24 protein-coding genes and 1 pseudogene are annotated in these 24,650 nt (G+C 68.5%); 12 read left to right on the top strand and 13 right to left on the bottom strand.

The features are described 5' to 3' along the window. Positions 1-53 precede the first annotated feature (53 nt). Together ACFY2X_RS40505 and ACFY2X_RS40500 are read right to left on the bottom strand one after the other, a co-directional pair. Positions 54-230, bottom strand: coding sequence for a hypothetical protein (locus ACFY2X_RS40505; RefSeq protein ID WP_389948587.1), 177 nt, complete (start codon positions 228-230; stop codon positions 54-56). Between the two features lie 192 nt (positions 231-422). Beyond that, positions 423-707: a DUF6924 domain-containing protein gene (locus tag ACFY2X_RS40500; RefSeq protein ID WP_389948635.1), complete on the bottom strand. Its 285-nt coding sequence runs from the start codon at positions 705-707 to the stop codon at positions 423-425. Between the two features lie 337 nt (positions 708-1,044). Here ACFY2X_RS40500 and ACFY2X_RS40495 point away from each other — a divergent pair, with 337 nt between their 5' ends. Further along, positions 1,045-1,227: a hypothetical protein gene (locus tag ACFY2X_RS40495; RefSeq protein WP_389948585.1), complete on the top strand. Its 183-nt coding sequence runs from the start codon at positions 1,045-1,047 to the stop codon at positions 1,225-1,227. A gap of 275 nt (positions 1,228-1,502) precedes the next feature. Here the strand turns inward: ACFY2X_RS40495 and ACFY2X_RS40490 are convergent, their stop codons facing one another. The 3 genes and pseudogenes from ACFY2X_RS40490 to ACFY2X_RS40480 all read right to left on the bottom strand — a co-directional run bounded on the left by ACFY2X_RS40490 (position 1,503) and on the right by ACFY2X_RS40480 (position 4,263). After that, positions 1,503-2,711 carry an epoxide hydrolase family protein gene (locus ACFY2X_RS40490; protein ID WP_389948584.1) on the bottom strand — a complete coding sequence of 403 codons (1,209 nt, stop codon included), beginning with the start codon at positions 2,709-2,711 and terminating at the stop codon, positions 1,503-1,505. A 322-nt stretch (positions 2,712-3,033) separates the two neighbouring features. Then, positions 3,034-3,186 (bottom strand): hypothetical protein, encoded by a 153-nt coding sequence (locus ACFY2X_RS40485; protein WP_389948582.1) that lies wholly within the window; start codon positions 3,184-3,186, stop codon positions 3,034-3,036. A 49-nt stretch (positions 3,187-3,235) separates the two neighbouring features. Beyond that, positions 3,236-4,263 (bottom strand): annotated as a pseudogene (locus ACFY2X_RS40480) (IS110 family transposase). 585 nt (positions 4,264-4,848) lie between these two features. Between ACFY2X_RS40480 and ACFY2X_RS40475 the strand changes: the two are divergent. The 7 genes from ACFY2X_RS40475 to ACFY2X_RS40445 all read left to right on the top strand — a co-directional run bounded on the left by ACFY2X_RS40475 (position 4,849) and on the right by ACFY2X_RS40445 (position 9,880). Next, a complete protein-coding gene (locus ACFY2X_RS40475) occupies positions 4,849-5,352 on the top strand; it encodes an NUDIX domain-containing protein (protein ID WP_389948580.1) in 504 nt (167 codons plus the stop codon). Positions 5,353-5,601: 249 nt separating this feature from the next. After that, positions 5,602-6,246, top strand: coding sequence for a hypothetical protein (locus ACFY2X_RS40470; RefSeq protein ID WP_389948578.1), 645 nt, complete (start codon positions 5,602-5,604; stop codon positions 6,244-6,246). Positions 6,247-6,789: 543 nt separating this feature from the next. Further along, on the top strand, positions 6,790-7,119 hold the full coding sequence (locus ACFY2X_RS40465; protein WP_389948576.1) for a PadR family transcriptional regulator: 330 nt from the start codon (positions 6,790-6,792) through the stop codon (positions 7,117-7,119). Then, on the top strand, positions 7,116-7,511 hold the full coding sequence (locus ACFY2X_RS40460) for a DUF1048 domain-containing protein (RefSeq protein ID WP_389948574.1): 396 nt from the start codon (positions 7,116-7,118) through the stop codon (positions 7,509-7,511). The genes ACFY2X_RS40465 and ACFY2X_RS40460 overlap by 4 nt, the downstream gene beginning before the upstream one ends. Positions 7,512-7,824: 313 nt before the next feature. After that, positions 7,825-9,063, top strand: coding sequence for a serine hydrolase domain-containing protein (locus ACFY2X_RS40455; protein WP_389948573.1), 1,239 nt, complete (start codon positions 7,825-7,827; stop codon positions 9,061-9,063). A 43-nt stretch (positions 9,064-9,106) separates the two neighbouring features. Then, positions 9,107-9,277: a hypothetical protein gene (locus ACFY2X_RS40450; protein WP_389948571.1), complete on the top strand. Its 171-nt coding sequence runs from the start codon at positions 9,107-9,109 to the stop codon at positions 9,275-9,277. Between the two features lie 183 nt (positions 9,278-9,460). Next, a complete protein-coding gene (locus ACFY2X_RS40445; protein ID WP_389948569.1) occupies positions 9,461-9,880 on the top strand; it encodes a hypothetical protein in 420 nt (139 codons plus the stop codon). 2 nt (positions 9,881-9,882) lie between these two features. On the opposite strand, the gene ACFY2X_RS40440 is transcribed toward ACFY2X_RS40445, so the two are convergent. Together ACFY2X_RS40440 and ACFY2X_RS40435 are read right to left on the bottom strand one after the other, a co-directional pair. Next, the gene (locus ACFY2X_RS40440) at positions 9,883-10,479 is read right to left on the bottom strand and encodes a cysteine hydrolase family protein (protein ID WP_389948568.1); all 597 of its coding nucleotides are present in this window, start codon (positions 10,477-10,479) and stop codon (positions 9,883-9,885) included. Then, positions 10,476-11,732 carry an MFS transporter gene (locus ACFY2X_RS40435; RefSeq protein WP_389948567.1) on the bottom strand — a complete coding sequence of 419 codons (1,257 nt, stop codon included), beginning with the start codon at positions 11,730-11,732 and terminating at the stop codon, positions 10,476-10,478. Before ACFY2X_RS40435 ends, ACFY2X_RS40440 begins: the two co-directional genes overlap by 4 nt. A 126-nt stretch (positions 11,733-11,858) precedes the next feature. Here ACFY2X_RS40435 and ACFY2X_RS40430 point away from each other — a divergent pair, with 126 nt between their 5' ends. Continuing rightward, a complete protein-coding gene (locus ACFY2X_RS40430) occupies positions 11,859-12,800 on the top strand; it encodes a LysR family transcriptional regulator (protein ID WP_389948566.1) in 942 nt (313 codons plus the stop codon). Between the two features lie 142 nt (positions 12,801-12,942). On the opposite strand, the gene ACFY2X_RS40425 is transcribed toward ACFY2X_RS40430, so the two are convergent. After that, positions 12,943-13,815, bottom strand: a complete 873-nt coding sequence (locus tag ACFY2X_RS40425; RefSeq protein ID WP_389948565.1) for a helix-turn-helix domain-containing protein — start codon at positions 13,813-13,815, stop codon at positions 12,943-12,945. Between the two features lie 56 nt (positions 13,816-13,871). Here ACFY2X_RS40425 and ACFY2X_RS40420 point away from each other — a divergent pair, with 56 nt between their 5' ends. Together ACFY2X_RS40420 and ACFY2X_RS40415 are read left to right on the top strand one after the other, a co-directional pair. Next, positions 13,872-14,651 carry a phytanoyl-CoA dioxygenase family protein gene (locus ACFY2X_RS40420; RefSeq protein ID WP_389948564.1) on the top strand — a complete coding sequence of 260 codons (780 nt, stop codon included), beginning with the start codon at positions 13,872-13,874 and terminating at the stop codon, positions 14,649-14,651. 62 nt (positions 14,652-14,713) lie between these two features. Continuing rightward, positions 14,714-14,989, top strand: a complete 276-nt coding sequence (locus tag ACFY2X_RS40415; RefSeq protein ID WP_389948562.1) for a hypothetical protein — start codon at positions 14,714-14,716, stop codon at positions 14,987-14,989. 11 nt (positions 14,990-15,000) lie between these two features. Here ACFY2X_RS40415 and ACFY2X_RS40410 read toward each other — a convergent pair whose 3' ends face one another. Continuing rightward, positions 15,001-15,477 (bottom strand): DUF488 family protein, encoded by a 477-nt coding sequence (locus tag ACFY2X_RS40410; protein ID WP_389948560.1) that lies wholly within the window; start codon positions 15,475-15,477, stop codon positions 15,001-15,003. 77 nt (positions 15,478-15,554) lie between these two features. Further along, the gene (locus tag ACFY2X_RS40405; RefSeq protein WP_389948633.1) at positions 15,555-15,950 is read right to left on the bottom strand and encodes a RidA family protein; all 396 of its coding nucleotides are present in this window, start codon (positions 15,948-15,950) and stop codon (positions 15,555-15,557) included. A gap of 136 nt (positions 15,951-16,086) precedes the next feature. Between ACFY2X_RS40405 and ACFY2X_RS40400 the strand changes: the two genes are divergently transcribed. Beyond that, entirely contained in the window at positions 16,087-17,061 is a 975-nt protein-coding gene (locus tag ACFY2X_RS40400) for a helix-turn-helix transcriptional regulator (protein WP_389948558.1), read from the top strand. Positions 17,062-17,319: 258 nt separating this feature from the next. On the opposite strand, the gene ACFY2X_RS40395 is transcribed toward ACFY2X_RS40400, so the two are convergent. The 3 genes from ACFY2X_RS40395 to ACFY2X_RS40385 form a co-directional block, all read right to left on the bottom strand. Beyond that, the gene (locus ACFY2X_RS40395; protein WP_389948556.1) at positions 17,320-22,710 is read right to left on the bottom strand and encodes a type I polyketide synthase; all 5,391 of its coding nucleotides are present in this window, start codon (positions 22,708-22,710) and stop codon (positions 17,320-17,322) included. 287 nt (positions 22,711-22,997) lie between these two features. Beyond that, complete coding sequence (locus ACFY2X_RS40390; RefSeq protein WP_389948554.1) at positions 22,998-23,171, bottom strand: hypothetical protein; 174 nt, start codon at positions 23,169-23,171, stop codon at positions 22,998-23,000. A gap of 278 nt (positions 23,172-23,449) precedes the next feature. After that, positions 23,450-24,616, bottom strand: a complete 1,167-nt coding sequence (locus tag ACFY2X_RS40385; RefSeq protein ID WP_389948552.1) for an FAD-dependent oxidoreductase — start codon at positions 24,614-24,616, stop codon at positions 23,450-23,452. Between the last annotated feature and the right edge of the window lie 34 nt (positions 24,617-24,650).

The raw sequence follows: 24,650 nt of genomic DNA, 5'->3' as shown, positions 1-24,650 counted from the left end.
CGGCCCGCCGGACAGGATCGTCCTGAGCCAATGATGGCCCGCCGACCGGTAGGTCACAGGTCGAGTTGGAGTGTCACGATCTTGTGAGTCGGCCGGTAGCCGAGCGTGTCGTTGAGGGCGCGCATGTGGTGGTTGCTGTCGGCGGTGTCGGTCAGCAGGCCGTCGATGCAGGGGTGCCACCGGAATGCGGCAGATTCGGGCCGTCGAGCCTCCGACCTGCGATGTTGCAAGCCCAGCCATCCGGCGTCCAGGAACGTACACGTTTTCGGACGCTCGGGTGGCCTGCGGGAACACCGTCCGGTAACCCTTGTCCAGAAAGTCTCCGCGCTCGTTATGTCCTTTGGCGGCCCGTGCCAGCCGTATTCCGGTGGCCCCCCTGGGTCCTACTGGTGACGTTCCGTGCTTCTCGGCGGCGCAGCGGTTCAGCTGCGGAACCCGCGGAAGACGCCGTCCGTATCGGCGCTCTCGGCGAACTCGCCGAAGTCCATGTTGCCGATGGAGAGGTTGGCATGAATCGCGGGGAGCTCGGAGGGGATGACGCGCATTTCCCATTTGCATTCCAGCTCGATGACCAGGAACGGCATCTCCTGCGAATCGATGGTGACCTTGTCGGCGATGACGAAGAGCGGGTCCTTGTAGCCGTCCGGGAGCAGGGCGAGGAACTGCTGCGAGGTGAGACTTGATAGGCAGGGTCCTCGACGACTCAGGTGGCCGACGCCCGCGCCCGCTCAGCCGATGTCGCCTCCCGGCGCCGGCACGATCTCGGTCCCCGGCGCGGCCACGGCCGGTAGGCACACTCAGTCCTACCGTTATCCGTTGGGCATGGCAGCCGAGGCCGTCAAGATCGTGTTTGCATGCCATACATGATCATTCTTAGCGCCAACGGCTGTCCGTCAGTATCGACCCCGCTCTCACGCGGGGTAGGAGACGCGGCCGGCGTCCGCCGGACAGTCTCGTTGGGAGTCCGCAGCCGCGCGGTGGACAACGAGGTGAACGAGTACGGCAATGACGAACTGATAGTCCTGCTCGACAACGGCGCCACCCGTGCACCTGGCGTGGGGTGGGTATGGTCTGGCGTGGCAGTCCATGGTGGACCTCGCCGGGGCCATCAGCCTGGCGGCAGATGAGGCACAGGTCACGGAGGAAGCGGAGACCGGTGCCGCGTTCGTCTACCCCGCCGGCGGCGGCGCTTCCAGCTACGACGATGAACTTCCGGCCTGGCTCTAACGCATCGAGCAGCGCCCGTTCACTGCGTGGCCGGTTGGCCCGGAACCTCGGCCGCGGCCCGCGCCGCCCGAGCCGCCGTGGTTGACCGGACTCCCAGCGCAGCCTCCATCCTCCTCGCCCGGCACCGACTAGATCACCGCTCTACTGTGATGGAGGGCGGCATGCGGAAGAAAACACACTGACGGCCGCAACGCTCCACAGCTCAGCTATCTGACCAGGCCGCGGCGGCGGCCCGACCGTCCGCAAGAAAAGGCGTCACCTGCGCCTGCACCCCCTCAGGCGTGTTGGTCGATCTGTGATCGGAGCCGCCGGAAGAACACCCGTACGTCGCCGACAAGCAGTTGTGGCTGTTCCATGGCCGCGAAGTGCCCGCCCCGGTCGTATGTCGTCCACTGCACGATGTTGTTCGTCCGGTCGGCGATGTGGCGCAGCGGAATGAAGTTGTCCCGGGGAAAGTCGGCCAGCGCGGTCGGCGTGGTGGACGGCTCGGGCGGCATGCCCCAGTAGTCGGCGTGCGCCCGCTCGTAGTAGATGCGAGCGGACGAGCCAGCCGTGCCGGTTAGCCAGTACAGCATCACGTTGGTGAGCATCTGGTCGCGGTCGACGGCGTCCTCCGGACGGTCGTGGGAGTCGGTCCACTCCTTGAACTTCTCAGCGATCCAGGCCAGTTGGCCTACCGGTGAGTCGGTCAGTCCGTAGGCAAGTGTCTGCGGCCGGGTGGCCTGGATGTCGGCATACCCCTGACGGTCCCGGCTCCACACCTGCATGCGCTCCCAGGAAGCCAGGGCGCGCTCGCGCTCGTCCGGACTCAGCGCGTCCAGCTCGTCTGCATCGGGTTGGTGCGTCGGGGCCGCGTTCGGCAGTAGGTTCAGATGTACGCCGATGACGCGGTCGGGCCGGGTGCGGCCCAGCTCCCGGGAAATGCCCGCTCCCCAGTCGCCGCCCTGCACCCCGTAGCGCTCGTAGCCGAGGCGCTCCATCAACTCGGCGAACGCGGCCGCCACGCGCTTGAACTCCCAGCCGGTATCCCTGGTCGGACCGGAAAGACCGAACCCGGGGATGCTCGGCAGCACGAGGTGGAAGGCATCGGCGGAGTCGCCGCCGTGCGCGCGCGGATCGGTGAGCGGGCCGGCAACCTCGGCGAACTCGACGATCGAGCCCGGCCAGCCATGGGTCATGAGCAGCGGGGTCGCGTCCGGTTCCGGGGAGCGGATGTGCGCGAAGTGGATGTTGGCCCCGTCGATCGTGGTGGTGAACTGCGGCCACTGGTTCAGCTTGGTTTCCGCGGCCCGCCAGTCGTATTCGTGCCGCCAGTACTGCACCAGTTCCACAAGATAGTCACGCGGGATGCCGTACGACCAGCCCACCCCGGGCAGCTCGTCCGGCCATCGGGTGCGGTCAAGACGCTCGTGGAGGTCATCCAGGTCGCCTTGGGGGATGTCGATACGGAAAGGACAGATGTTCTCGTGAGCCAACGTCATCATGCTTGCGTATGTTATGTCCGGGCCCCAAGCCAAATCCGCTTACAAAATGAGGGAAAGCTCTCGGTCGCGGCACGGCGGAACCCGTGTACCGGTTTCTGAACGACGAGCACGTCGAAGAGCGCAGGCCGAGGTTGATCCACAGGTCGCGCACGCAGCCGGCCCGGCCACAGGAGCGGGCAAAGAGCAGGCAGCCCGAGGAAACGATTCATCGCATGGCGACGTCGGCTCCGCCCCGGGTGAGAACGTCGATCAGGCCGTGCAGGGTGATCGCCGGGCCCCAGGCCCGTTGGGCGTAGGCCGGGCGACCATAGCTCGAGATGACTCACACCGCGAGTCGCCACACGTCGCCGTCGCGGCGGATCAGCCCGTCCGTGGTCAGGGCGTCGAGCATCCGCATCCGCACCCCGGGCGGCAGGGAGCCCAGGTGCTGGTCGATCTGGCGGCTGGTGAGCCCGTGCGGTGCCGCCTCGCTCAAGACCCTCCGCTCCCGAACGTGTCCCCAGACATCCGAGCACGTTGTGGTGTCAAGCGATGGCTGCCAGGCGAGGTGGAAACGCGACGGACTCGTCGTAGGTTCGGCGCTTTTGGAGACAGTGATAGAGGCAGCCGATCAGGCGGTTGAACAGGTGCCGTAGAGCTGCGGTATGGGCGTCGTCGGCTGCTTTGCGATGGTCGTAGTGCGCCCGCGCCCCCGGTGAGGGCCGTAGTGCGGCCAAGGCCCAGATGTAGCCAGCGGCGGCCAGACGGTCGTTCTTCACCTTGCGGGTCATGATGTGCCGCGACTTGCCGCTGGCTCGGGTGACCGGCGCCGAGCCGGCATACGCCTTCAGGCCGCGAGCATCGGCGAAGCGGGTCCGGTCGTCACCGATCTCGGCCAGGACGCGGGCACCGACCAGCGGGCCGGCCCCGGGAAGCCGGTGATGATTTCGGCGTCGGGGTGCTGGGTGAAGGCCTCCTCCACGAGGGTGGCCAGGTTCTGCTCGGCTGTGCAGGCCGCTTCGAGCTGGCCGAGCAGCGCGGTGAGCTGGTGGCCCATGGCCTGCTCGACCAGATCAGGGAGACGCATGTGTTCGGCGCGGAAGATCGCGTGAAGGCGTTCGACGTCCTGGTCGACGTGGCGGACTCGCCCGGCCCGTTTGAGCGCGGCCCGCAGTTGCCCGCGGGTCAGGACGGAGTCGGCGGGCAGCGGCCGGTGCGCGGCCATGTCGGTGCGCAAGATATTGGCCAGGGTCAGCACGTCCTGCTCGTCGGATTTCTTGCGCGCGACCCCGTGCCGGTCTCGATAGCGCGAGACCGCGTAGGGGTTGATGGCGAACACCTGCCGCCCGGTGGCGCGCAGGCAGGCCACCAGCAGGCCGTGCGGCTTTTCGATCGCGACCGGGATCGGGTCATCCGGGTGGTCGCCGACGCCGGCCAGCAGCTCCAGCAGCGCGCGCAGGCCTGCGGCGTCGTTGCTGATGCGGGCCTTGGCGACCCGGACGCCGGTGTCGTCGACGATGGCGATGTCGTGGTGGTGTTCGGCCCAGTCGATCCCGCAAAACAGCTTCGCCAAGGTTCCTCCAAGGACAGACAGCCGGTCATCGGCGCGGCTCAAAACCGCAGCGGAGACGCGCGGCCCGCTAATCGAAGGACTCGCCGGTCCGACATCCGATCAGCCGTTCGCGACCCCAGCGATCCACGGGGCCTCCCTCTGCCGCAAGAGCTCACCGGCTCGGCCGCGTTGGGGAGATCGGCCCCGCAGACGGGCTCGAACCACGAACGCCACGCTCGTCGAAAAGCCGTGGTCGTGGCGGGCGAATGCCGGGAGGGCCGGTCTGGGGATAGGCATCCAGTGCCCTCGCCAAGTCAGGTTCTGAGCCTGGCGCCTGCTCACAACATGCGATTAGCCGCCAGGTAGCTGATCAACGCGGGTTCTCCGGGACGGTCCTGGCGAGGCGAAGCGAGAGTGGGTGTGGCTCTTTTCAAGTGAGATCGCGAGTCAGCGTGGAGGTGACCCCGCTGCGACGACCCGGAGGAGAAGGTCTTTCACCTCCACTCGATGGTGTGATGCTTCGTGGCGCACTTCTGCCTCATCGGAGCTGAGGCATGATCGCCGTCATGGCCCCTGGTCACGGTGGACGCTGAACAAGGAGACCCCATGGCGATTTCCGCCTATCTGAAGTGGCTACGGCAGCGCGTAGGTCATGCCCTGGTGCTGATGCCGGCGGTAACAGCCGTCATCGTTGACGACGAGGGTCGCATTCTGCTGGCAGAGGACATCGGCACCGGCTGGTGGACCCTGCCCGGCGGGTCGATCGATCCTGGCGAACGGCCGGCGGACGCTCTCGTTCGGGAGATGCGGGAGGAACTCGGCGTTGACGTTGAGCCGACAGCCGTACTCGGGGTGTTCGGTGGTCCCGAGCTCGTCATCGAGTATCGCAACGGTGACCGCGTCGAATATGTGACGACAGTGTTCGCCTGCCGGATCGCCGCCGGTGATCCGATGGCTGATGGGGAGGAAGTGGCCCGGTTTCGCTTCATCGTCCCTGGCGATCATGAAAGGATGCGCGTGGCGCCGTGGGCGCGTCATGTCCTGGCCCGGATCGATCTGGGCGCATCCGAGGCCCGGTTTGATCCTCCGCTGTCCTCCGGTCTCCCATAACCAACGGGGCGATTCCTAGACAGGTCGGCGGGATCACGGTGGGGCTTCTTCACCCACCCGAGCGGAGGGCCTCCGGGCATGTCTCAGGCGGTCGAAACACCGGAAACTCGCTATGGTGCCCAATGATGTCCCCGAAGTGATCAATGCCGACGTAGGCTCGCCACTGACCGCAGGTCCGATTTGTGAAGGATTGAACGCTGTGACGACGCCGCCAACTTCGTCCGCCGCGCTGAGCGCGTCCAAGGCCCGGTGATCCGCAAGCGCGCCGCGCGGCCCACGCGGCGAATCGACGTGGCCCGCCTTCCCGAGGACATCGTGGCTCTCATCGACACCCTCCAGCCCGGCGAGAACCTGGTCATCACGCGGGACGGCCAGTCGATCGCGATGATCTCCAGCACCATCGACGTGCTCCAAGGCGCCATCGTCGATCGCGACACGCCAGAGGAGGCCAACGACCAACCATCGATCGACTACGACAATGTAACCGTCGTCGCCACCGCGATGAAGCTGTCGACGGCGGCCCGGGTGTCGCTGTCCACCCAACTGGGGGTGGACTACATCGTGCTCGACATGCACGCGGCTCCCGCGACGGCCGACGTGCTGCTGGCACCGCCGGGCAGCCCGCAGTTGATCGCCAGTCTCCGATCAATGTTCCCAAAAGCTCGTGTCATCATCACCGAAATCGAGGACCATGAGCTCGGAGTCAATTACCACGGCCCGGTCCGACGCCTGCTCAACGCCGGCGCCGATGCATACCTGCCCGCGACGAGCGTCCCTCGTCTGGCCAGGCAGCTCGATTACACGCTCACTCATGGGCTTCAGCTCACTGGCGGGATCGCCACGCCACTGGAGATCGCACCGGCCACGGAACCACCAGATCCCAAAGATGCCTGACCCCGCTGCTCCTCAACCCCGGACATGTCACATCCCATGGGGGCAGATCGTCTAGATGCCATGGTGAGAATTCTGGTGACGGGCGGCAGCGGCAGGCTCGGCCGCGCCGTACTCGAGCGAATGTCAGGCGGCATCGGGCGGCGCGCCAGGTCGGCGGAGGTTCCGGCGGCGATCAGATCTGCTGCGGTGTCGTGTCGGCCGTGTCAGTACGGCAATGGCCCCGTATCAATGCGGTCGGCGACGGTGAATGTCATGGGGTGTTCAGCGATTGCGGCTTTCGCGGCTGGGTTCGTGGTCGCTGGTGCTTCTGCCGCGTCCGCGGGCCGGGGGAAGTCGGCGGTCGCAATCTTCGGTGGGTTGACGCGGGCCGTCTTCTCATAGGGGTAGGCCGCGGACTCGTTCACAAGCAGTGGTCAGGTCGCCTGCATCCACACGGTTGCGATCCCGGCTTACGCCCAGCTATTCAGTATTGCTAGATACCGGTAGTCAGTGTTACTGTATACCGGTAGTCAGCAACATTGAGTAGCTGAAAGGGGGTGTTCCATGGGCAAACAGATGACGGAGATGCTCAAGGGAACGCTGGAGGGCATCGTCCTGGCGATCCTGTCCGGCCGGTCCGCGTACGGCTACGAGATCACGGCGTGGCTGCGGGATCAGGGCTTCTCCGACATCGCCGAGGGCACCATCTACGCGCTGCTGGTCAGGATCGAGCAGCGCGGCCTGGTCGACGTGGAGAAGGTCCCGTCCGACAAGGGGCCGCCGCGCAAGGTGTACTCCCTGAACGCTCAAGGACAGGAATATCTCGAAGAATTCTGGAGGACCTGGAGCTTCCTCGCAGAACGGCTCGAACAGCTCCGCAAGGGAGGTAGATGACCATGTCCGACGCTGAAAAGGGCGGCTTCCTCACAAAGGTGATCGGCCCCAAGCGGCGGTGGTGGCAGTACAAGGCGCGCAAGGAGCAGCTTCCGCCGAACTACCGCACGGCGGTCGAAGCGATCGAGCGGTACCTGATGCACTTCGTGCCGACCGACGGCGACAGCAATGCGTCGATGTTCGAAGACCTCGCCGACCTGTTCGAGCAGGCCGCAGCGGACGGGACGCCGATCCGCGAGATCGTCGGACAGGACCCGGTGGAGTTCGTCGAGGCGTTCGTCCAGAACTACTCGGAGGGCGGCTACGTCCCCGCCCGTGCGCGGAAGCGGCTGACCGACGCCATCGAGCGCGCCGCCGGCGAAGACACCGGAAAAGAAGACAAGACAGTCTGATAACGACACAGCACATCGTGCCCGGGGCCGAGTACCACTTTCATCGGCTGTCTGCACTACGCGGCCACGGGGTCATGCCCGGTCGGCTACTTCTCACCGCGGGTCAGCGGCCGCCTCAAGACGGTGACGGCCCAGTATCAGAGCGGTTGGCGATGGTGGATGCCATGAACGGTTCAGCGATCGCACCCTCGGGGCTGTGAACCGAGCCACGCCGAGCTCACCCCCGACCCTCGTGCGGCGCTCATGGCAGCCATGAGCGCCACGCCGGGACGGGCTTTCGCAAGATCGAACACTGTATGTAAGGAGATTCATGATGGGAAAAGGCAACAGCGGTTTCTCGGCAACGGGACTGCGCAGACTGCGTGAGGTGCTGGCACGGCATGTCGAGTCCAAAAGGATTCCCGGGCTGGTCGCCCTGGTCGGCCGGGGCGGTGAGACGCACGTCGAGGCGATCGGGACGATGCGCCACGACGGTGGCGTGCCGATGTGCCGCGACACCATCTTCCGGATGGCCTCGACGACCAAGCCGGTCGCGGTGGCGGCGGCGATGGTCCTGCTGGATGAGTGCCGGCTGCGGCTGGATGACCCGGTCGATGAGTGGCTGCCCGAACTGGCCGACCGGCAGGTGCTGAAGCGGGTCGACGGCCCGCTGGACGACACCGTGCCGGCGCGGCGGCCGATCACCGTACGGGACCTGTTGACCTCCACGTTCGGGCTCGGCATGGACATGACGGCGATGGGCTCCCCGATGATGGCCGCGTTCTTCGAGCAGGGGATCTACGGCCAGGAGGACGGATGGCTGTTGCCGGCACCGGAGCCGGATGAGTGGATGCGCCGCCTCGGCACGCTTCCGCTGGCCTACCAGCCCGGAGAGCGATGGCAGTACAACGTCAGCAATGACGTGCTCGGCGTGCTGGTGGCCAGGGTCACCGGCCAGTCGTTCGAGGCGTTCCTGCGCGAACGCATCTTCGATCCGCTGGGCATGAAGGACACCGCCTTCCACGTGCCCGCCGACAAGATCGACCGGCTGCCACCCCTGTACGCCCCCGATCCGCAGACCGGAGAGTTCCTCGTGGCGGACGCGGCCGAAGGGGGACACCACAGCCGGCCTCCGGCGTTCCCGTCAGGCGGCGGCGGACTCGACTCAACCGTCGACGACTACCACGCCTATTTCCGGATGCTGCTCAATAAGGGCATGCACGACGGCCAGCGGATCCTGTCCCGGCCCGCCGTCGAGCTGATGACCACCAACCGCCTCACGCCCGAGCAACAAGCCGCCCGAGAAACCTGGGGCCGCAACGCCGCCCATCTGGGTTACGGCCTGGGGCAGCACGGCAGCTGGGGCTTCGGGATGGCGGTGCGCACCTACCGTGGTGACTACGCGCCCATCGGCCAGTTCGGCTGGGACGGCGGAACCGGCACCACTACCTACGCCGACCCGGACAACCAGCTCGTCGGCATCCTGCTCACCCAGACCGGAATGTCCACCCCGGATTCGGCGCGGGCCATCCACGACTTCTGGACCACGCTCTACCAGGCAATCGACGACTGACCCGTCTCCCTGGTCGAGGTCGGTCCGGCAGAAGACCTCAACCATGCTCCGGCCTTCGACGCCACCACGTTCTGCGATCACCTTCGTCTACTACAGCACGGCCGACGAACACGTGCGCCGCCTGCTCACCCGGGGCCTGCATCACGCCGACCACATCGATAGCGACATCGACCGCGACGACCTCGGCCACGCACCCGCCTCGGTCTGTCGTTAAGGAAGCTGTCATCAAGTACAGGCGAGCGTGTTGAGCCTGGTCAGTGAGGTCTTCGTCGGCTTCTTGCGGATCTTTCGCGGAATCCGAGACGAGCCCGGTCGCGTACGGTCAGTATTGATTCGGTTTCGGGGGTCGTCCGCAGTGGTCAGGTGACCGCCAGCCCGCGAGAAAGCCGGATGCGACGTGACGCGTGTCGTCGATGAAGACGAGTCGGCCGGGAACTGGACGCTCCTCGATGAGGAGATGGAACTGCTGGCGGGGCGGCGCGGGCCGACGAAAGAGGTGTTCAAGTTCGGTGCGATCGAGGCCGTCGGCCTACCCGAGGGCGTGTCCGACGATGTCGCGCCGGGTGTGCTGCCGGCCGGGCGGGCGCGGGTCGTGGCCGAGGCGCCCAGTCATCTGCGCGCATCCGGAGGAGATCAAGGTGACGTTGCTGGCGGCTTATCTGTACTGCCGCCAGCGGGAGATCATCAACGCCTTGGTCGATCTGCTGATCACCACGGTGCAGCGGATCAATGCTCGCGTCGACACCAGGGTGACCGAGGAGTTCGGGGGACATCCTCGGGAGTCGCGGGCCGTACCACGCCGGGCGGGCGCGGCTGACGTCAGTCAGCTCGCAAGAGGGTGTGCAACTCGGCGGTTTCGAGGATGTGGGCCCGTGAGGGAAAGACCTGATGGAGCAGGACGTCGTGCGCTTCGGGGTCAGGGTCGGCGATGCCGTCGGCCAGGACGTAGAGCTGGTAGTCGCGGTCGGCCGCGTCGAGGACGGTGGACAGGACGACGCCGCTGGTACTGATGCCCGCGATGATCAGAGTGGTGATGCCGCGTTCGCGCAGCCGCTGATCGAGGTCGGTGGTGGATAGGCCTCCGTAACGGATCTTACGCACGATGATGTCTCCGTCCTGGGGAGCGAGACGTTCGTGGATAGCGGTGTCAAGGTCTGCGTGGTGCATGAGACGGTGCTGGGCGATCGGTGCGAAAGACCTGTTGGTGGGCGGGATCGCAGCCCAGTCGGCCTCGGTGAAGCCGACCCGGACATAGGCGACGGTGCCGCCCCTGGCGCGAACGTCGGCGATTACCTTTTCCACGCGTCCCAGCAGGGCTTCACTGTCGCTTTCAGGTAGCAGCGCGAGGATCGCGGGCTGATAGTCCATGACGAGCAGGGCGGTGTGTGCGGGGTCGAGCGCGGGGGCGGTGCTCATGCGAGTGTTTGCCTTTCCGGTGGCGCCTGGTCGGCGTTCTTGAGTTGGGGCGTGCGGTCGTGTCGGGGGAGGAGGAGCGAGGTCGCCAGGAGGAGGAGACCGGCGATCGCGATCGCGGTGCGGGGACTGGTGAGGCCGGCCAGCGGGCCCCACACGCCGGTCATGACTGCGATGGTGGCTTTACTGGTGATCGACCAGGCAGACAGTGCGCGGGCGACGCGGTCCGACGGGAGCTGTTCGAGCCGGTAGGTAGCGAATACCGGGTTGAACACGCCCATGCAGGTGATCAGCCCGAGTTCGACGGCGATGACGAGGAAGAGCCCGGTGGGGCCGGGGCCGATGAAGGCCAATCCGAGTGGCCAGCACGCGCGCAGCGTCCCGGCGGTGAGCATGACCTTGTGCTGTCCGAACCGTGCGAGGAGCGGGCGGGCCAGTCGCGAGCCGATGAGGCCGCCGATGCAGGGGACGCCGAAGGCGAGGCCGTATTGCCAGGGTGCGAACCCGAGGTCGCCGAGCATGAGAACGGCGAGCAACGGCAAGGCTGCCATGATCAGGCCGTTGACCAGGACAGTGTTGAAGAACAACGGGCGCAGCGCCGGGCTGGCGAGGATGTACCGCCATCCCTCCAGCAGGTCGCCGGCTCCAGGCCGGGACGGTGCGGCGGTTCGCGCGGGCCGTGGCTCCCGCCCGCCGATGGCGCGGATCCCCGCGGCTGAGAGGAGGAAGCTGACCGCGTTGGCCGCCACGCTCGTCACCGGGCCCACCAGCCCGATCGCGGCGGTACCGAGCGGCGGCCCGAACGCGGTGGCGGTCCAGGTCGTGGCCTCGAACCGCCCGTTCGCAACGAGCAGGTCCTCGGAGCGGACGAGTGCCTTCAGACATGCTCCGCTCGCAGCGGTGAAGGCGATGTCGGCCGCGCCGACAACGACCGCCACAACCAGGAGCTGAGCGAAGCTCAACCAGCCGAGCACGTAGGCGGCGGGAACGCTCATCAGCGCCGCGAACCGGATCAGGTCCATCGCGATCATCACCGGCCGTTTGCGCCGGAACTCCACCCACGGCCCGAGCGGCACCGCGACCACCGCCCCGACCGCGAGCCCCGCGGCGGCCAGAACCGACACCTCGGTAGGTCCTGCGTCCAGAGTGAGAATCGCGATCAGGGCGAACGCGTCGAACGCGAGCCATGTGCCGAACGTGCTGACCGCATATGCGGCCCAGAACCACCTGAACCGCCGCCCCAGCGACCTTCCCAACGCGCACCCCGCCATCTCTAGGAAACAACCATCCGTTGATTTGAGAGATCAAAACGCGCAGCTAGTAGGCGCGTCAAACAACCGGCTGACCGAAGGCGCACAACTGTGAGTTGTGTACTAAGGTCGGTGGGCGTGGATCTCGATGCTGTGCGCACGTTCGTCGCCGTCGTGGACACCGGCCAGTTCCAGGACGCCGCCGCCGAGCTGGCGGTCACCCAGCAGGCCGTCTCCAAGCGCATCGCCGGGCTGGAGAAGGACCTCGCAGTGCGGCTGTTCACCCGCACTGCGCGCGGGGCCCGGCTCACCATCGACGGGCAGGCGTTCTTGCCTCACGCGCGCGAGCTGCTGCGCGTCGCCGAGCGCGCGGTCGCGTCCGTGCTCCCCGGCAGCCGCCCGCTGCGCGTCGACGTGATCGCCTCGCGCACCGCGGCGTCGGGTCTGATGCGCGGCTTTCACCGTGCGCACCCCGAGATCGAGCTCGACGTGGTGATGCTGTTCGATGTCGAGACGGCTGTCGCCGCCATTCGGTCCGGTGCGATCGACGCGTCCTTCCGGGCCGTGGCCGTGCCCGGCCGGCCCCTTCCTGAGGACATCGAGTCCGTCCGGGTGCTCGACGAGCCGCTCCAGCTCCTCACCGGACCCGCCCACGCGCTGGCCGGCGCTCGGTCGGTGACCGTCGCTCAGCTCGCCGGGCATCGGATCTGGATGCCCGGCATCGTCCCCGGTACCGAGTGGGCCGCCTACTACGACGATCTCGTCGCCGAGTTCGGCCTCACCATCGAGGCGACCGGCCCCAACTTCGGCTCCGACGCGCTCCTCGACACCATCGCCGACACCCCGGCCTTGGCCACTTTCATGGGCGAGCAGACCCGCCTGGTCTGGCCCGCCGACCACGGCCTGCGCCGCATCCCGGTGACCGGCCCGACGCCCGTCTACCCGCACTCGCTCCTGTGGCACCGCGACAACCCCCACCCAGGGCTGGCCACCCTCCGTGCCCACCTCGGCGCCGCAGCGGCCGGCCACGACGCCGCCGGGACCTGGGCGCCGGGCTGGGTGATTCGGCGCTGAACGCCGCCGCGTCTGCGATCATCGTGGCCGGAACGCCTGCGACATCACCGACGCCGAGCGCCCGCTCGGCGCGCAACTTTGCCTCCCGAGCCGGCCTCGGTGCTGCTCGCGGATCAGGACCTGTACGGCTGCGCCCTCGGAGTCATCTGAGCCCCCGGCGATAGCCGCGGGGGGACAGCCCGAACTCCTGGCGGAAGGCGCGGCTGAAGTGGAAGGGGCTGACGAAGCCCGAGGCCGTGGCGATCTGGGCGATATCCAGGTCCGTGGCCTCGAGCAGGCGGGCGGCGTGCCGTACCCGGGCCTCGCGGACGGCGCGCATCGGCGTGCGGCGGGTCTCGGCGGCGAACAGGTGGGCGAAGCGCGACGGCGACAGGGCGACTGCCGCGGCCAGTGACGCCACCGAGTGGCGCGCGCCCGGCTCGGCGGCGATGAGCGCCAGCGCCCGCGCCACCCGCGGGTCGCCGGGCTCTTCTCCCGCCCTGGCCGAGGACGTGGCCAGCACCAGGACCTCCTCCAGCGCGCCGAGCACCAGCTCACGCGCGGGGGACGCCGTCGCGACCGCCGTCGCGACGGCGTCCCCCGGTCCTTGCTCTGGGTCGGGAACGGGTGCTGGGTGCCCGGCGGGCAGGCGGGCGTCGTGGTGCGCCCGGTGGAAGGCCGACACGATCCGCGGGTGCAACGCGGCGGGCACGCCCGCCACCAGGTGGAACCCGGGCACCAGCGTGTACGGCGCCAGCCACCCCGACCAGGAGGGCCGGGGCTGGAAGTGCGCCCACCAGAAGCGCCAGCGCGCGTGCCCGGGCGCGACCCGGTAGTGCTGCGGCGCCCTGGATCCCAGCACGACCAGGTCGCCTGGCCGGGCCAGGCACGCCGTACCCGACTGCTCGACCGAGCCGGCGCCGGCCTGCGTCCACATGAGCAGCCAGCTGGGCGAGCCGGTCGAGCGGCGGATCGCGTAGCCGGGCGGCTTGTCGTGGTGGCCCACGATCATCAGCTCGGCAGCAGGAACAGACATGTTCTCAGCGGTCACAGACATACCCTTCCCCAAGCGGGCTCCCTACCGTGAGAGGTATGAGGCGCAACGAGTTCGAGGAACGGGGCTACGTGATCGTGCCCGCCCTGCTGTCACCTGACGAGGTGGCCGAGCTGCGGGAGGAGTTCATGGCCCTGCACGCCAGGGGTCCCATTCCACGGCATTTCACCCCGACCCCGCAACAGCCGGGCCGGCCGTACGACGTGCTGCGCGACTACCCGCGCGTCATGCACCCGCACCAGGTCAACGACGTGGCCCTGCGCTACCTGCTTGACGCCAGGATCGCGACGATACTGCGCGAGCTGCTCCAGGAGGAGCCGATAGCAGCCCAGAGCATGTTCTACTTCAAGCCTCCGGGCGCCAAGGGCCAGGCGTTGCACCAGGACAACTTCTACCTCCAGGTCCAGCCGGGCACCTGCGTGGCCGCCTGGATCGCGCTGGACAAGGTCGACAGGGCCAACGGCGGGCTGGAGGTGGTGCCGGGGACGCACAAGATGGACCTGTTCTGTCCCGAGGATGCCGACCCGAGCGTGTCGTTCACGCGGGACTACGTGCCGCCGCCGCCAGGGCTGGAGCCGGTGCCGGTCGACATGGAGCCGGGCGACGTGCTGTTCTTCAACGGCAGCCTGGTGCACGGCTCAGAGCCCAACACCACGGCCGACCGCTTCAGATGCAGCTTCATCTGCCACTACGCTGGCCGCTCGGCCGAGCGCATCGCCACGTACTACCCGACGATCACCATGGACGGCGAGCCGATCCACCTGGAGCCCGCCACGGGCGGCGGCCCCTGCGGGACGGAGATCGACGGCCCGCACTAGGGAGCGGCCGGAGTACGCCAGAAACACACCGCGCCACCACGTCCCCGCAGGCCATCGCCACCATGTCCGGCCGGGCCGGCCTGAGCATGCACCGGATCGAGCCGCCGAAGACCACCCGGGTGGAACGCGTCCTGAGCGCGGCCGAGTCGATGTGCGAGCGGAGCTTCACGGTCGCGACCCTGCAGCGCCTGCCGGTCGACGCGGTGAGCAGGCTGGAGGTGCTGGACCTGATCAAGAACGTCGACCACGCCACCCAGTCCACCGCCGAGTTCACCTCGGTCGCTTCGCGCAACGCCGGCCAGAGCAGCGGCGGCAATCACCGCTGCCGCGAACCCTAGGAATTCACGCGTCACAACGGGCGCAGGTGCTCGATCGTGACGTGGTGCTGCTCGGTCAGTCGCTGGGCGATCAACGAGCGGTGGCAGGCCTCGGGGTCGCGCTCGACACAGAGCAGCGCTGCGGTCCCACTGCTCGGCAGCTCAGACACGATCGGCGTGAGGTCGGCGCGGTCGAGGATCTCGGTGGTGTAGCGGCGGGTGTACTCGGCAGCGAGTTCGCGGCGCGAGCGCTTGCCGACCCCTTGGCGGTCATCCTCGGCATATTGGAGTTGGCGTAGCTCGGTGGTCGGGGCGAGCTCACGGTGATGCTCGTAGGCGATCCCGGCAAGGGCGAGGGCCGCCTGCAGCCGGCGCGAGTTCGCCCAGACGTACTCGGGTCCGCGGACACCGCGGCGCTGGCGTACGTCGAGCAGCAGACGAACGTCCGCATGCCGCAGTCGTTGCAGGAAGGACTCGCCGCCGAAGCCGTAGACGCCGATTGTCACCATCTTGAGCACCGGAAATCACCCACCTGCCTACTACTCGTGCCGCCTCCGGCAGCCCTGCCGGAGGCGGCGAGGTCACATCACGCGACGGCGGTTCCCTCAAGCTCGACCATCAGGTCGGGGATCGCCAGCCGTGTCACCCCGAGCATCGTGGTGGACGGTGCCACCTCGGCGGCGCCCAACCGCGCCGCCAGCACGCCGTAGTGCTGGAAGAGCCGATCGACGTCGGTGGTGTAGACGTTGAGCCGGACGAGGTTCGCGAGGGACATGCCGGCCTCGCCGAGCACGGCCTCCAGGTTGTCGAGGCTCAGCGCCAACTGTGCCGCCATGTCATCGGCATGCTGGGGCTTGCCGTCGCCGCTCATCGCGGTCTGCCCGGAGCAGTACAGGGTCTGGGTGTGCCCGGAGACGATCTCACCCTGGTTGTACCCCAGCTCCACCGACCACGCCCACGGGTTGACCGCCGTTCGCTCCATTGCCACATCAGCTCCATTCGATTCGTCGACATTACGTACGTCCATCGGCTCGGTAGCCGCCAACTGTTTGGTCGCGCTGATGAGCCTCCCAACAAATCACGACATCCTGTGTCGTATATTTCGGTAAAGTTCTCGTATGCGCGCCGACCGGTTGGTCTCGCTGGTGCTGCTGCTGCGGCAGCACGGTCGGCTGTCCGCGGCCGCGCTGGCCCGCGAACTGGAGGTATCCACCCGCACCGTGCTGCGCGACATCGAGGCGCTGTCCGCAGCCGGCGTCCCGGTCTACGCCGAACGCGGCCGGCACGGCGGGTTCGCGTTGTTGCCCGGTTTCCGGACCGAGCTCACCGGACTGAACCCCGACGAGGCCCTTGCCCTGCTGGTCGCCGGATCGCGGCGCGGCGCGCAGGCATTCGGCCTCGGCTCGGCGCTCGCTTCGGCGATGCTCAAGGTGGTTGACGCGCTGCCCGAAAGCTATCGGGACACCGCGGCCGGCGCGGCCGAGCGATTGCTCATCGACCCGGAGACCGACCTCCTCTCGCGTCGGCTGGTCGCTGAGGAGGTGCCTGACGCCATAGCGGCGGAGGTCCTGCGCGCGGTGTTCGCCGGGCACAAGCTGCAGATCCACTACGCGGCTGTGGACCAGGCCCCGAAGTGGCGCACGGTGGACCCGATCGGCCTGGTCACCGTACGCGACCGGGGCTACTTGCTGGCCACGAGGTCTGGCGCGGACCGCACCTACCGGCTGTCCCGGGTCTTGGCCGCCAAGGAACTCGCCGAACCCGCACAGCGACCAGACCGGGTCGATCTGGACCGGGCCTGGCAGGAACGCAGCACGCAATTTCGGACCGGCGGCGACCAAGTCACCGTGCTGGTACGGGTGGACCCGGCGCGGCGGGAGGACCTGGTGGGCACCGCGCTGGCCGTCCTCGCCGAAGAAGCCGACTCAGACGGCTGGCTGCGGCTGGAGGTGACCTTCCAAGATCCGAGGCACGCCGAATGGGCGCTGTGGCAGCTCACCACGAACGCGGAAGCCCTGGCCCCGCAGTGGTTGCGCAACTCCCTGCGCAACCGCGCCGCCGCGATCGCCACCCGCTACGGAGTGTCATCCTGAGAGTTGTCGCCTTATGCGGGCAGGCCGCGTTCCTGTCGTGGCCAATCGAGAGGCGGCACTTCGCGGATGGCGTCGCGTTCGGCGTAGACGCGTGCGGTGCGTGCGGCGGTGACGGCCTTCATGGCGTCTGCCGCCTCGGGGTCGGCGGGGGCGAGGTGGAGGACGACAGTCTCCCGGCCGGCGATCTGGAGACCCCGGCCGAAGCCCCGGCGGTGATCGGCGGCCGGTGAAGAAGCCGTCCTCTGCCCCCGCTTACGTTCAGGGCCGGTTCGGACCGGCGGGATCGACGATGTGGGTGAGGGTCAGAGCGGCGAGGTCGGCGATCGAGCGGCGTTGCAGGAAGACCGCGACCGGCAGGCTGACTTCAAGGTCGAGCGCGATGCGGTTGCGCAGTTGGACCGCCATGAGGGAGTCGATGCCCAGACGGTGCGGGCGCTGTGCCGGATCGACCTTCTCCCGAGGGAGCTGGACGACGTCGGCGACCTGCGCGCACAGATAGGCGGCGATGAGCCGCTCCGAAGCATCGGGGTCGTGCTCGGCGAGCGTGGCCCGGGTGAGAAGGGGTTCGGCGGTGTCGTCGGCGGGGCCGTCCTGCGCGAGGCCTCGGAAAAGGGAGGAGGAGCGGAGGGCGGGGAAGTAGTGCGTCCACTTGCCGGGGTCGAAGGACATGACACCCGCCTGGGCAGGTGGGTCGGCGAGCAGGCGTCCAAGGATCGCCAGCGCGTCTCCCGGAGAGAATCCCGCGAAGCCCCGCTCAGACAAGCGGAGGTCCTTGTCGGCCTTGGCGACCTGTCCGGTGGCGGCCCACTGTCCCCAGTTGACGCTGAGGGCGGGCAGGCCGTTGGCGCGGCGGTGCTGCGCGAGCCCGTCGAGGTAGGCGTTGGCGGTTGAGTAGTTGCCCTGACCGGGCGAGCCGATCAGCGAGGCCGCGGAGGAGTAGAGGAGGAAGAAGTCGAGAGGGAGGTGGCGGGTGAGCTCGTGCAGATGCCGTGATCCGTCGACCTTGGGGGGCATCGGCGCGAAGAACCGGTCGCGGTCCAGTTGGGCCAGCGTCCCGTCGTCGAGGACGACGGCGGAGTTGATCACACCGCGCAGGGGCGGCATGTCCATCGCGATTCGGTCCAGGAGATCGGTCAGCTGCCCGCGGCAGGTGATGTCGACCGCCGCGGCGTGGATCTCCACCCCGGAGTCGGTCATCGCTTTGATCCGGTCCAGCGCCTCGGGCGGAGCGCCGGTACGGCCGGTCAGGACGAGATGACGGGCGCCGTGCTCGGCGAGCCATTCGGCGGTGAGCAGCCCGACCCCGCCGAAACCACCGGCGATCAAGTAGGTCGCGTCGGCGTGAACCGGAACCGCGTGTGCGGCGGGGAGCGGCTGGGGCCGGAGGCGGTTGACGTACCGGCGACCGGCCCGCAGGGTGATCTCGGTTTCGTCTCCTCCGGCCTGGATCTCGGCGCACAGCGCGCGGAGCGTGGCGAGGTCCGGATCGGCAGGTAGGTCGATCATGGAACAGCGCAGTTCGGGATGCTCGTAGGGGATCACCCGGCCCAGCCCCCAGACGGCCGTCTGGCCGGGGTCGACGTCATCGGTGTCGTCCGGGGCCTGGGCACCCGAGGTGAGCAGCCAAAGGCGGGGAGCAGGCTGCTGGTCGGCTGCGGCGAGGGCCTTGACCAGGGTCAGCACATCGAAGCAGCCGTCCAGCGCTTCCACCCCGGTCGCGGTGTCGGGGGCACCGGCGGAGAGGTGGATGACGGCCTGCGGCGGCCATGCCCCGATCGCGGCCCGCTCCTTAATCAACTTCTTCCAGTCGTCTTCCGAGCCGGGATCCAGCAGGAAATGCCCGGCGTTGAGCCGCCGGTAGCCGTCACCCGGCTGGACCAGCACCGTCTCGCCTCCGCCCTCGGCAAAGGTGGCGCACAGCCGGGGCCCCATGGGCGAGCCGGTCACCACCAGCCAGTTCGCCCGCTCGGGCGATGGGGCGGTGAGCGGTTCCAGTTCCGTCCATTCCGTGCCGTACAGCAACCGGCGTGCCCTGTGCTCGACGACCTCCGGTAGGTCGGCGGCCAGGCGCTTGAGCTGGAAACCGGTGATGGCGGCGATCATGCGGCCGGTGTCGTCGACGATCAGGACATCGCCCTCGACCAGATCTTTCTCGTGCGGCGGTGAGGTGCGCACGGCACGGGACCACAGGCGCCCGCTCGTGTCCGGCCGGCCGTACAGGCGGCAGTGCCCGGTGCGCACCGGCAGGTAGGTGTCCTGCGTGACACCGGTGGTGTCGAGCAGGGTCATCAGCGGCTGGAGAGCCGAATCCAGCAGCGCCGGATGGAGCAGATACCGCTCGATGCCCGCGGCGATGCTGTCGTGCACGACCAGCTCGGCGGCCACCGCTCGGTCCGTCCGGTGAAGCGCGGCCACGCCCTGGAAGGGCCCGAACTGCTCGATGCCGCGGTTCCGGGAGGCGGCGTAGTGCTCTGCCACGTCCACCCGCTCGGGGTAGGCGGTGAGATCGAGGGCACCGGTCGCGTCGTCGTCCACGCCGGAAGGGCACGGGCGCAGCAGCGCCGTGGCGACCTGGACCCATTCCGTGGGCTTGCCGCTGGAGGGGGCCGCGTCAGCGGTGAAAACCGTCCAGCGGCGGCTTCCGTCGTCCGTGGCCGCGTCCAGACGGGCCTGAACGCGCTGGGCGGCCTCGGAGGTCAGGAAGAGGGCACGTTCGAGCCGCAGGTCCTCCACCTGGAAGGGCTGGTCGGCATAGGCCTCCTGGCCCGACGCCAACGCGAGCTCGTGGTAGGCCGCGCCAGGAAGCACGGGCATCTGGTGCACTCGATGATCGGCGAGATAGGGCAACCTGCCGAGGTCGAGATCGAAGTCCCACACCAGGTGGTCGCCTGGCGCCAGTCGAAGCGCCTCACCGAGGATCGGGTGACCGGCGTCGCCATGCACGACGCGTCCCCGTCTCGCTTCCACCCGCCGGGGTTCCTTCCAATACCGCTCGTGCTGCCAGGGGTAGGAGGGCAGGGAGACATGGTGCCGGTCGTAGGGCTGCATCCGGGCGAAGTCCGTCTCACGGCCGGTGACGTACAGCTCGGCCATCGCCTCCAGCAAGGCCGTACGGCCAGGCACGTCACGGGTCAGCGCGGTGACCACGATCCCGTCCCTGCCGGTGTGCCGGAGGTTCTGCTGCACCGCCCGGGCGAGCAGGGGGTTGGGGCTGAATTCGACGAAGGTGTCGAACCCCGCCTCGGCCAGGTGCTGGACGGCGTCAGCGAACAGTACGGGCATGCGCAGGTTGTCGGCCCAGTACGTCGCGTCCATCTCCGACCCCGAAAGGAGACGGCCGGTGACCGTGGAACACATCGGCGTCGTCCCGTCCTGGGGGCGCACAGGTGCCAGGAGCGTCAGGAGCGGTTCGCGCAACGGATCCATCTGCGGGCTGTGCGAGGCGATGTCCACCTGCACTCTCCGGCCGAAGATTCCTTCGGCTTCCAGGCCGCGGAGGATGGAGTCGATCTTTTCCGGCTCACCGGCGAGCACGCACGAGGTGGGGGAGTTGCTCACCGCCACGACCACCTGCTCACCATGATCGGCCGCCACCGCCTCGGCGCGTTCGACCGGCAGTTCGACGGCGGCCATTGCCCCGCGACCGCTGGTGCCGCGGATCAGCCTGCTGCGACCGCAGATGATCCGCGCCGCGTCGTCGAGGTCGAGCACCCCAGCCACGTGGGCCGCGGCCACCTCTCCCATCGAATGTCCGATCACCGCGTCGGGCTCGAATCCCCAGGAACGCCACAGGCGGGCGAGCGCCACCTGTACCGCGAAAATCGCAGGCTGGGCGATGTCGATCTCGGCGAGCCGGGACGCCCCCGCGTCGGCGGTGAGCTCGGCGATCAGGGACCAGTCGGCGTAGGGCCGCATGGCCTCCTCGCATTCGGCGATCGCCGCCGCGAAAATCGGCTCACTGCCGAGCAGATCACGGCCCATCCCCACCCACTGCGCCCCCTGGCCGGGGAACACCCACGCGGTCTTGTGACGCCCGGCGGACTCGACGTCACCGGCCTCGCCGGTGTGCACCTCGACGGAGTGGCCGTTCGCCACGAACGCGTCCAGCTTCGCGACGGCCTCCTGACGCGTGTCCGCGACCACCGCCAGCCGGAAGTCGTGATGGCTGCGCCGTACCCCGGCCGCGGCGCCCACCTGTCCCAGCGGCGTCGCCGACGAGCCGAGCAGCTCGCGGTATCGCTCCGCGAGCGCGGTCAGCGCCTGCGGGGTGCGCGCGGACAACGGCAGCAGCACCGGCCGGCCATCGGTGCTTGCGGGTTCCTCCGGCCGCGGCGGGGAGGGCGGCTCTTCGACCACGATGTGGACGTTGGTTCCGGCGATGCCGAAGCTGCTCACCCCGGCCCGCCGGGGGCCGGTCTCCTGCGGCCACGGCTGCCCACGATCACAGACCCGCACCCTCACCTGGTCCCAGGGGATCGCGGGGTTGGGGGTCTCGAAGTTCAGGCTCGCGGGCAGCCAGCCGTGCTTGACGCACAGCACGGACTTGATGAGGCCGGTGATCCCGGCCGCGCCCTCGGTGTGGCCGAGGTTGGTTTTGACCGACCCCACCAGGAGCGGCTGCCCGTCCGGCCGTCCCTGTCCGAGGACCGCGTCCAGTGCGGCGATCTCGACGGGGTCGCCCACGCTGGTACCCGTACCGTGTGCCTCCACGTAGGCGACGCTCGCCGGATCCACTCCGGCGTCGCGATAGGCCGCCTTCAACCCCGTTCGCTGACCAGGAACCTGAGGGGCCATGAAGCTCTCGCCGTACCCGTCGTTGCTGGCGGCTCCCCCGCGGATGACCGCGTGTATCCGGTCCCCGTCGGCCAGTGCCCGCGAGAGGGTCTTCAACACCACGATTCCCGCCCCTTCGCTGCGCACATAACCGTCAGCGCGGGCGTCGAACGCCTTGCATTGGCCGTCGAGGGCCATCATCGACCCCTGCGAGAACCCGATGGCGTGATCAGGGGTGAGGATGGCGTTCACACCACCGGCGAAGGCGAGGTCGCACGACCCGGCGCGCAACGACTGCACGGCCAGGTTTACGGCGACCAAAGAGGAGGAGCAGGCCGCGTCGAGCGCCACGCTCAGCCCCGTCAGGTTCAAGGCGTAGGAGATCCGGCCGGCGTTGCCGCCACGGGTGCTTCCCCCGACCGTGTGCACGTCCAACTCGTCGATGACTCCGGACTGGCGGTCCCAGTAGTCGCTGGTGATCACCCCCATGAACACCGCTCCGGTCATGCCGGGCATCTGCTCCAGCACCAGACCGGCATCCTCGAAGGCCTCCCAGGCGACCTCCATCGCCATGCGCTGCTGCGGGTCCATGCGTGCGGCCTCACGCGGTGAGATGCCGAAAAACTCCGCGTCGAACTCGTCGATGCCGGAGACGAAGCCTCCGTACCGAGAGGACAGTTTCCCCGGCGTGCCGGGAACGGGGTGATAGAACTCCTCGACCGGGAACCGGTCCGGGGGAACCTCGGAGATCACGTTGGTGCCATGGCACAGCAGACTCCACAGCTCCTCGGGAGAACGAGCACCGGGCAACCGGCAGGCCATGCCGATCACCGCGATCGGCTCGGAAACAGATCCACTATTTTCGGGCAAGCTCATGCGAACCCCTTACCGTGCGCAAAAAAGAGAATCGGTACGGCGGCCAGGCGGCCGCGTCCAAGATCGTGGCTATGAGACGACCAGTTCGGAATCTTGTCCTGCGCAACTTGTGAGCGGCTTGGGTGGTTTTGCGAGTGACTTGGAGACCACTGGAGCGCCATAGCCGCGCGTGCCGCTCCCGCTCCCCACGCGCAGAGCCACTGGTAGGGCTTCCACACGCAGAGACACCGGCAGAGGACGGCGGCCCGCTCGAACTCTTCAAGATCAACTCAATGTGGATTTTGAGCTTATGCGGGCTGGACCCGCCGTAGGACCGGGCGGCCGCCTTCCAGGACGAGGTCGGCGTTGCCCGGATGGGCGACGTCGACGCCTGCGGTGACCTCGGTCAGGAGCCGCCGGTAGTGGCCGGTCGGCTCCATCGTGTCCGTCGGCAGCCCGGCCTCGGCGCAGAACTCCTCCACCAGCGGCGCACTCCTGCCAGCTCATGAGCTGGTCGTGCAGGTTGGCGTAGGAGTCAGACCCCGCCACCGCGATGCCCCCGACCGCAGCTCCGCGGCGAGGTACGGGGGTGAGGAACCAGCGGACAGCCGTTGGCGCTTAGCCGTTCGGTTGCTGCTCACCGCCCCGTGGCGGAGTTCGTATGGCGGGCGGTGGATCTGCCGGAAGGAACCGCGGCGGTGCCGTGCTGTCCCGTGAAGCCGTGGCGAGCTGCTGGTACTGGTGCTCTCGCGCTTGGCAGTCAGGATGGCTGAACTTCGTCGAAGAGGGCGAGGGCTTCAGTGGGGTCCGGGCTCACGAGGCGTTCCAGACCGGCCATCGTGATCTCCGCCCACCTGCCGGCCCGTGTCCACATCTGTTCCTCGAAGGCGCGGACGGCCTCGTCCAGATCGCCAGGGCCGGGGGCGGCGGCGACGGACTCGGCGAGTTCGGCGCCTTCCAGCATCGCGAGGTTCGCGCCCACCCCCAACGGGGGCATCAGGTGGGCGGCGTCGCCCAGCAACGTCACCCCGGGGACGTGGGCCCAGGTGTGGGACACGGGCAGGACGTAGAGGGGGCGGTGGACGAAAGCGGTGCTGTGGCGGAGGAGGTCGAGGACGGGAGCGGCCCAGCCGTCGAACAGAGCCAGCAGGCTTGATCGCGCGGCCTCGACGTCGGCCAGGTCCAGGCCCGCGTCCATGCCCGCGTCCATGTCCGCGCGCCGGTCCAGGCCCGTGTGCCAGTCCAGCGGCGCGCGGAACTGGGCGTACACCTTGACGTGGCCGCCGCTGTTGCGCTGGGCGACAAGGGCGCGGTTCACGCCGTACACAGCCATGGAACCGTCGCCGACCAGCCGGGCGAGGTCGGGGTGGCGGGTGTCGACGTCGTCCAGGGAGGTCTCGACCGAGGTGATGCCGGTGTAGTGCGGCGTCGCGGACGAGATTGCCGGGCGGACCCGGGACCAGGCGCCGTCCGCGCCGATCACGAGGTCGAACGTCTCCTGTCGCCCGTCCGCGAAACGGACCAGCACGCCGTCCCGGGCCCCCGGCACTACCTCCGTCACGCCCCGCCCCCACTGAACGTCGAGGGGGCCGAGCAGCAGGTCACGGAGTTGCCCCCGGTCGATCTCGGGATTGGCCTGGTCACCCGGACGGGGTTGCCAGTCGCGGAGGACGGTCCCGTCCGTGTCCAGGATGCGCATGGCCTGCCCCTCGGGACGGGACAGCGCCTGGAACTCCGCCAGCAGCCCCGCCTTGCCCAGCGCGAGCTGGCCCATCCTTTCGTGCAGGTCGAGCGTGCCGCCCGGGGGACGGGCGTCGGGGGCGGGATCGCGTTCGAGGATGGTGACGGGGTGACCGTGGCGGCGCAGGACGCAGGCGAAGGTGAGGCCGGCGGGGCCGGCTCCAATCACGGCGATACGGTGTCTCATAGCGATATACTGTATTTAACTATTACGGTGTATC

It is taken from the genome of Streptosporangium sp. NPDC000396, from assembly GCF_042898655.1.
Taxonomy (GTDB): domain Bacteria; phylum Actinomycetota; class Actinomycetes; order Streptosporangiales; family Streptosporangiaceae; genus Streptosporangium.
The sequence above is the reverse complement of the archived record's forward strand: the minus strand, read 5'-3'. Positions and strand labels throughout refer to the sequence as shown.

Coding starts and splice junctions, on each gene's coding strand:
- ACFY2X_RS40490 (WP_389948584.1), bottom strand. CDS start 2,711: ATGATGACGTTGGCTCACGAGAACATCTGTCCTTTCCGTATCGACATC.
- ACFY2X_RS40475 (WP_389948580.1), top strand. CDS start 4,849: ATGGCGATTTCCGCCTATCTGAAGTGGCTACGGCAGCGCGTAGGTCAT.
- ACFY2X_RS40465 (WP_389948576.1), top strand. CDS start 6,790: ATGGGCAAACAGATGACGGAGATGCTCAAGGGAACGCTGGAGGGCATC.
- ACFY2X_RS40460 (WP_389948574.1), top strand. CDS start 7,116: ATGACCATGTCCGACGCTGAAAAGGGCGGCTTCCTCACAAAGGTGATC.
- ACFY2X_RS40455 (WP_389948573.1), top strand. CDS start 7,825: ATGGGAAAAGGCAACAGCGGTTTCTCGGCAACGGGACTGCGCAGACTG.
- ACFY2X_RS40450 (WP_389948571.1), top strand. CDS start 9,107: ATGCTCCGGCCTTCGACGCCACCACGTTCTGCGATCACCTTCGTCTAC.
- ACFY2X_RS40440 (WP_389948568.1), bottom strand. CDS start 10,479: ATGAGCACCGCCCCCGCGCTCGACCCCGCACACACCGCCCTGCTCGTC.
- ACFY2X_RS40425 (WP_389948565.1), bottom strand. CDS start 13,815: ATGTCTGTTCCTGCTGCCGAGCTGATGATCGTGGGCCACCACGACAAG.
- ACFY2X_RS40420 (WP_389948564.1), top strand. CDS start 13,872: ATGAGGCGCAACGAGTTCGAGGAACGGGGCTACGTGATCGTGCCCGCC.
- ACFY2X_RS40415 (WP_389948562.1), top strand. CDS start 14,714: ATGTCCGGCCGGGCCGGCCTGAGCATGCACCGGATCGAGCCGCCGAAG.
- ACFY2X_RS40410 (WP_389948560.1), bottom strand. CDS start 15,477: ATGGTGACAATCGGCGTCTACGGCTTCGGCGGCGAGTCCTTCCTGCAA.
- ACFY2X_RS40405 (WP_389948633.1), bottom strand. CDS start 15,950: ATGGAGCGAACGGCGGTCAACCCGTGGGCGTGGTCGGTGGAGCTGGGG.
- ACFY2X_RS40400 (WP_389948558.1), top strand. CDS start 16,087: ATGCGCGCCGACCGGTTGGTCTCGCTGGTGCTGCTGCTGCGGCAGCAC.
- ACFY2X_RS40395 (WP_389948556.1), bottom strand. CDS start 22,710: ATGAGCTTGCCCGAAAATAGTGGATCTGTTTCCGAGCCGATCGCGGTG.
- ACFY2X_RS40385 (WP_389948552.1), bottom strand. CDS start 24,616: ATGAGACACCGTATCGCCGTGATTGGAGCCGGCCCCGCCGGCCTCACC.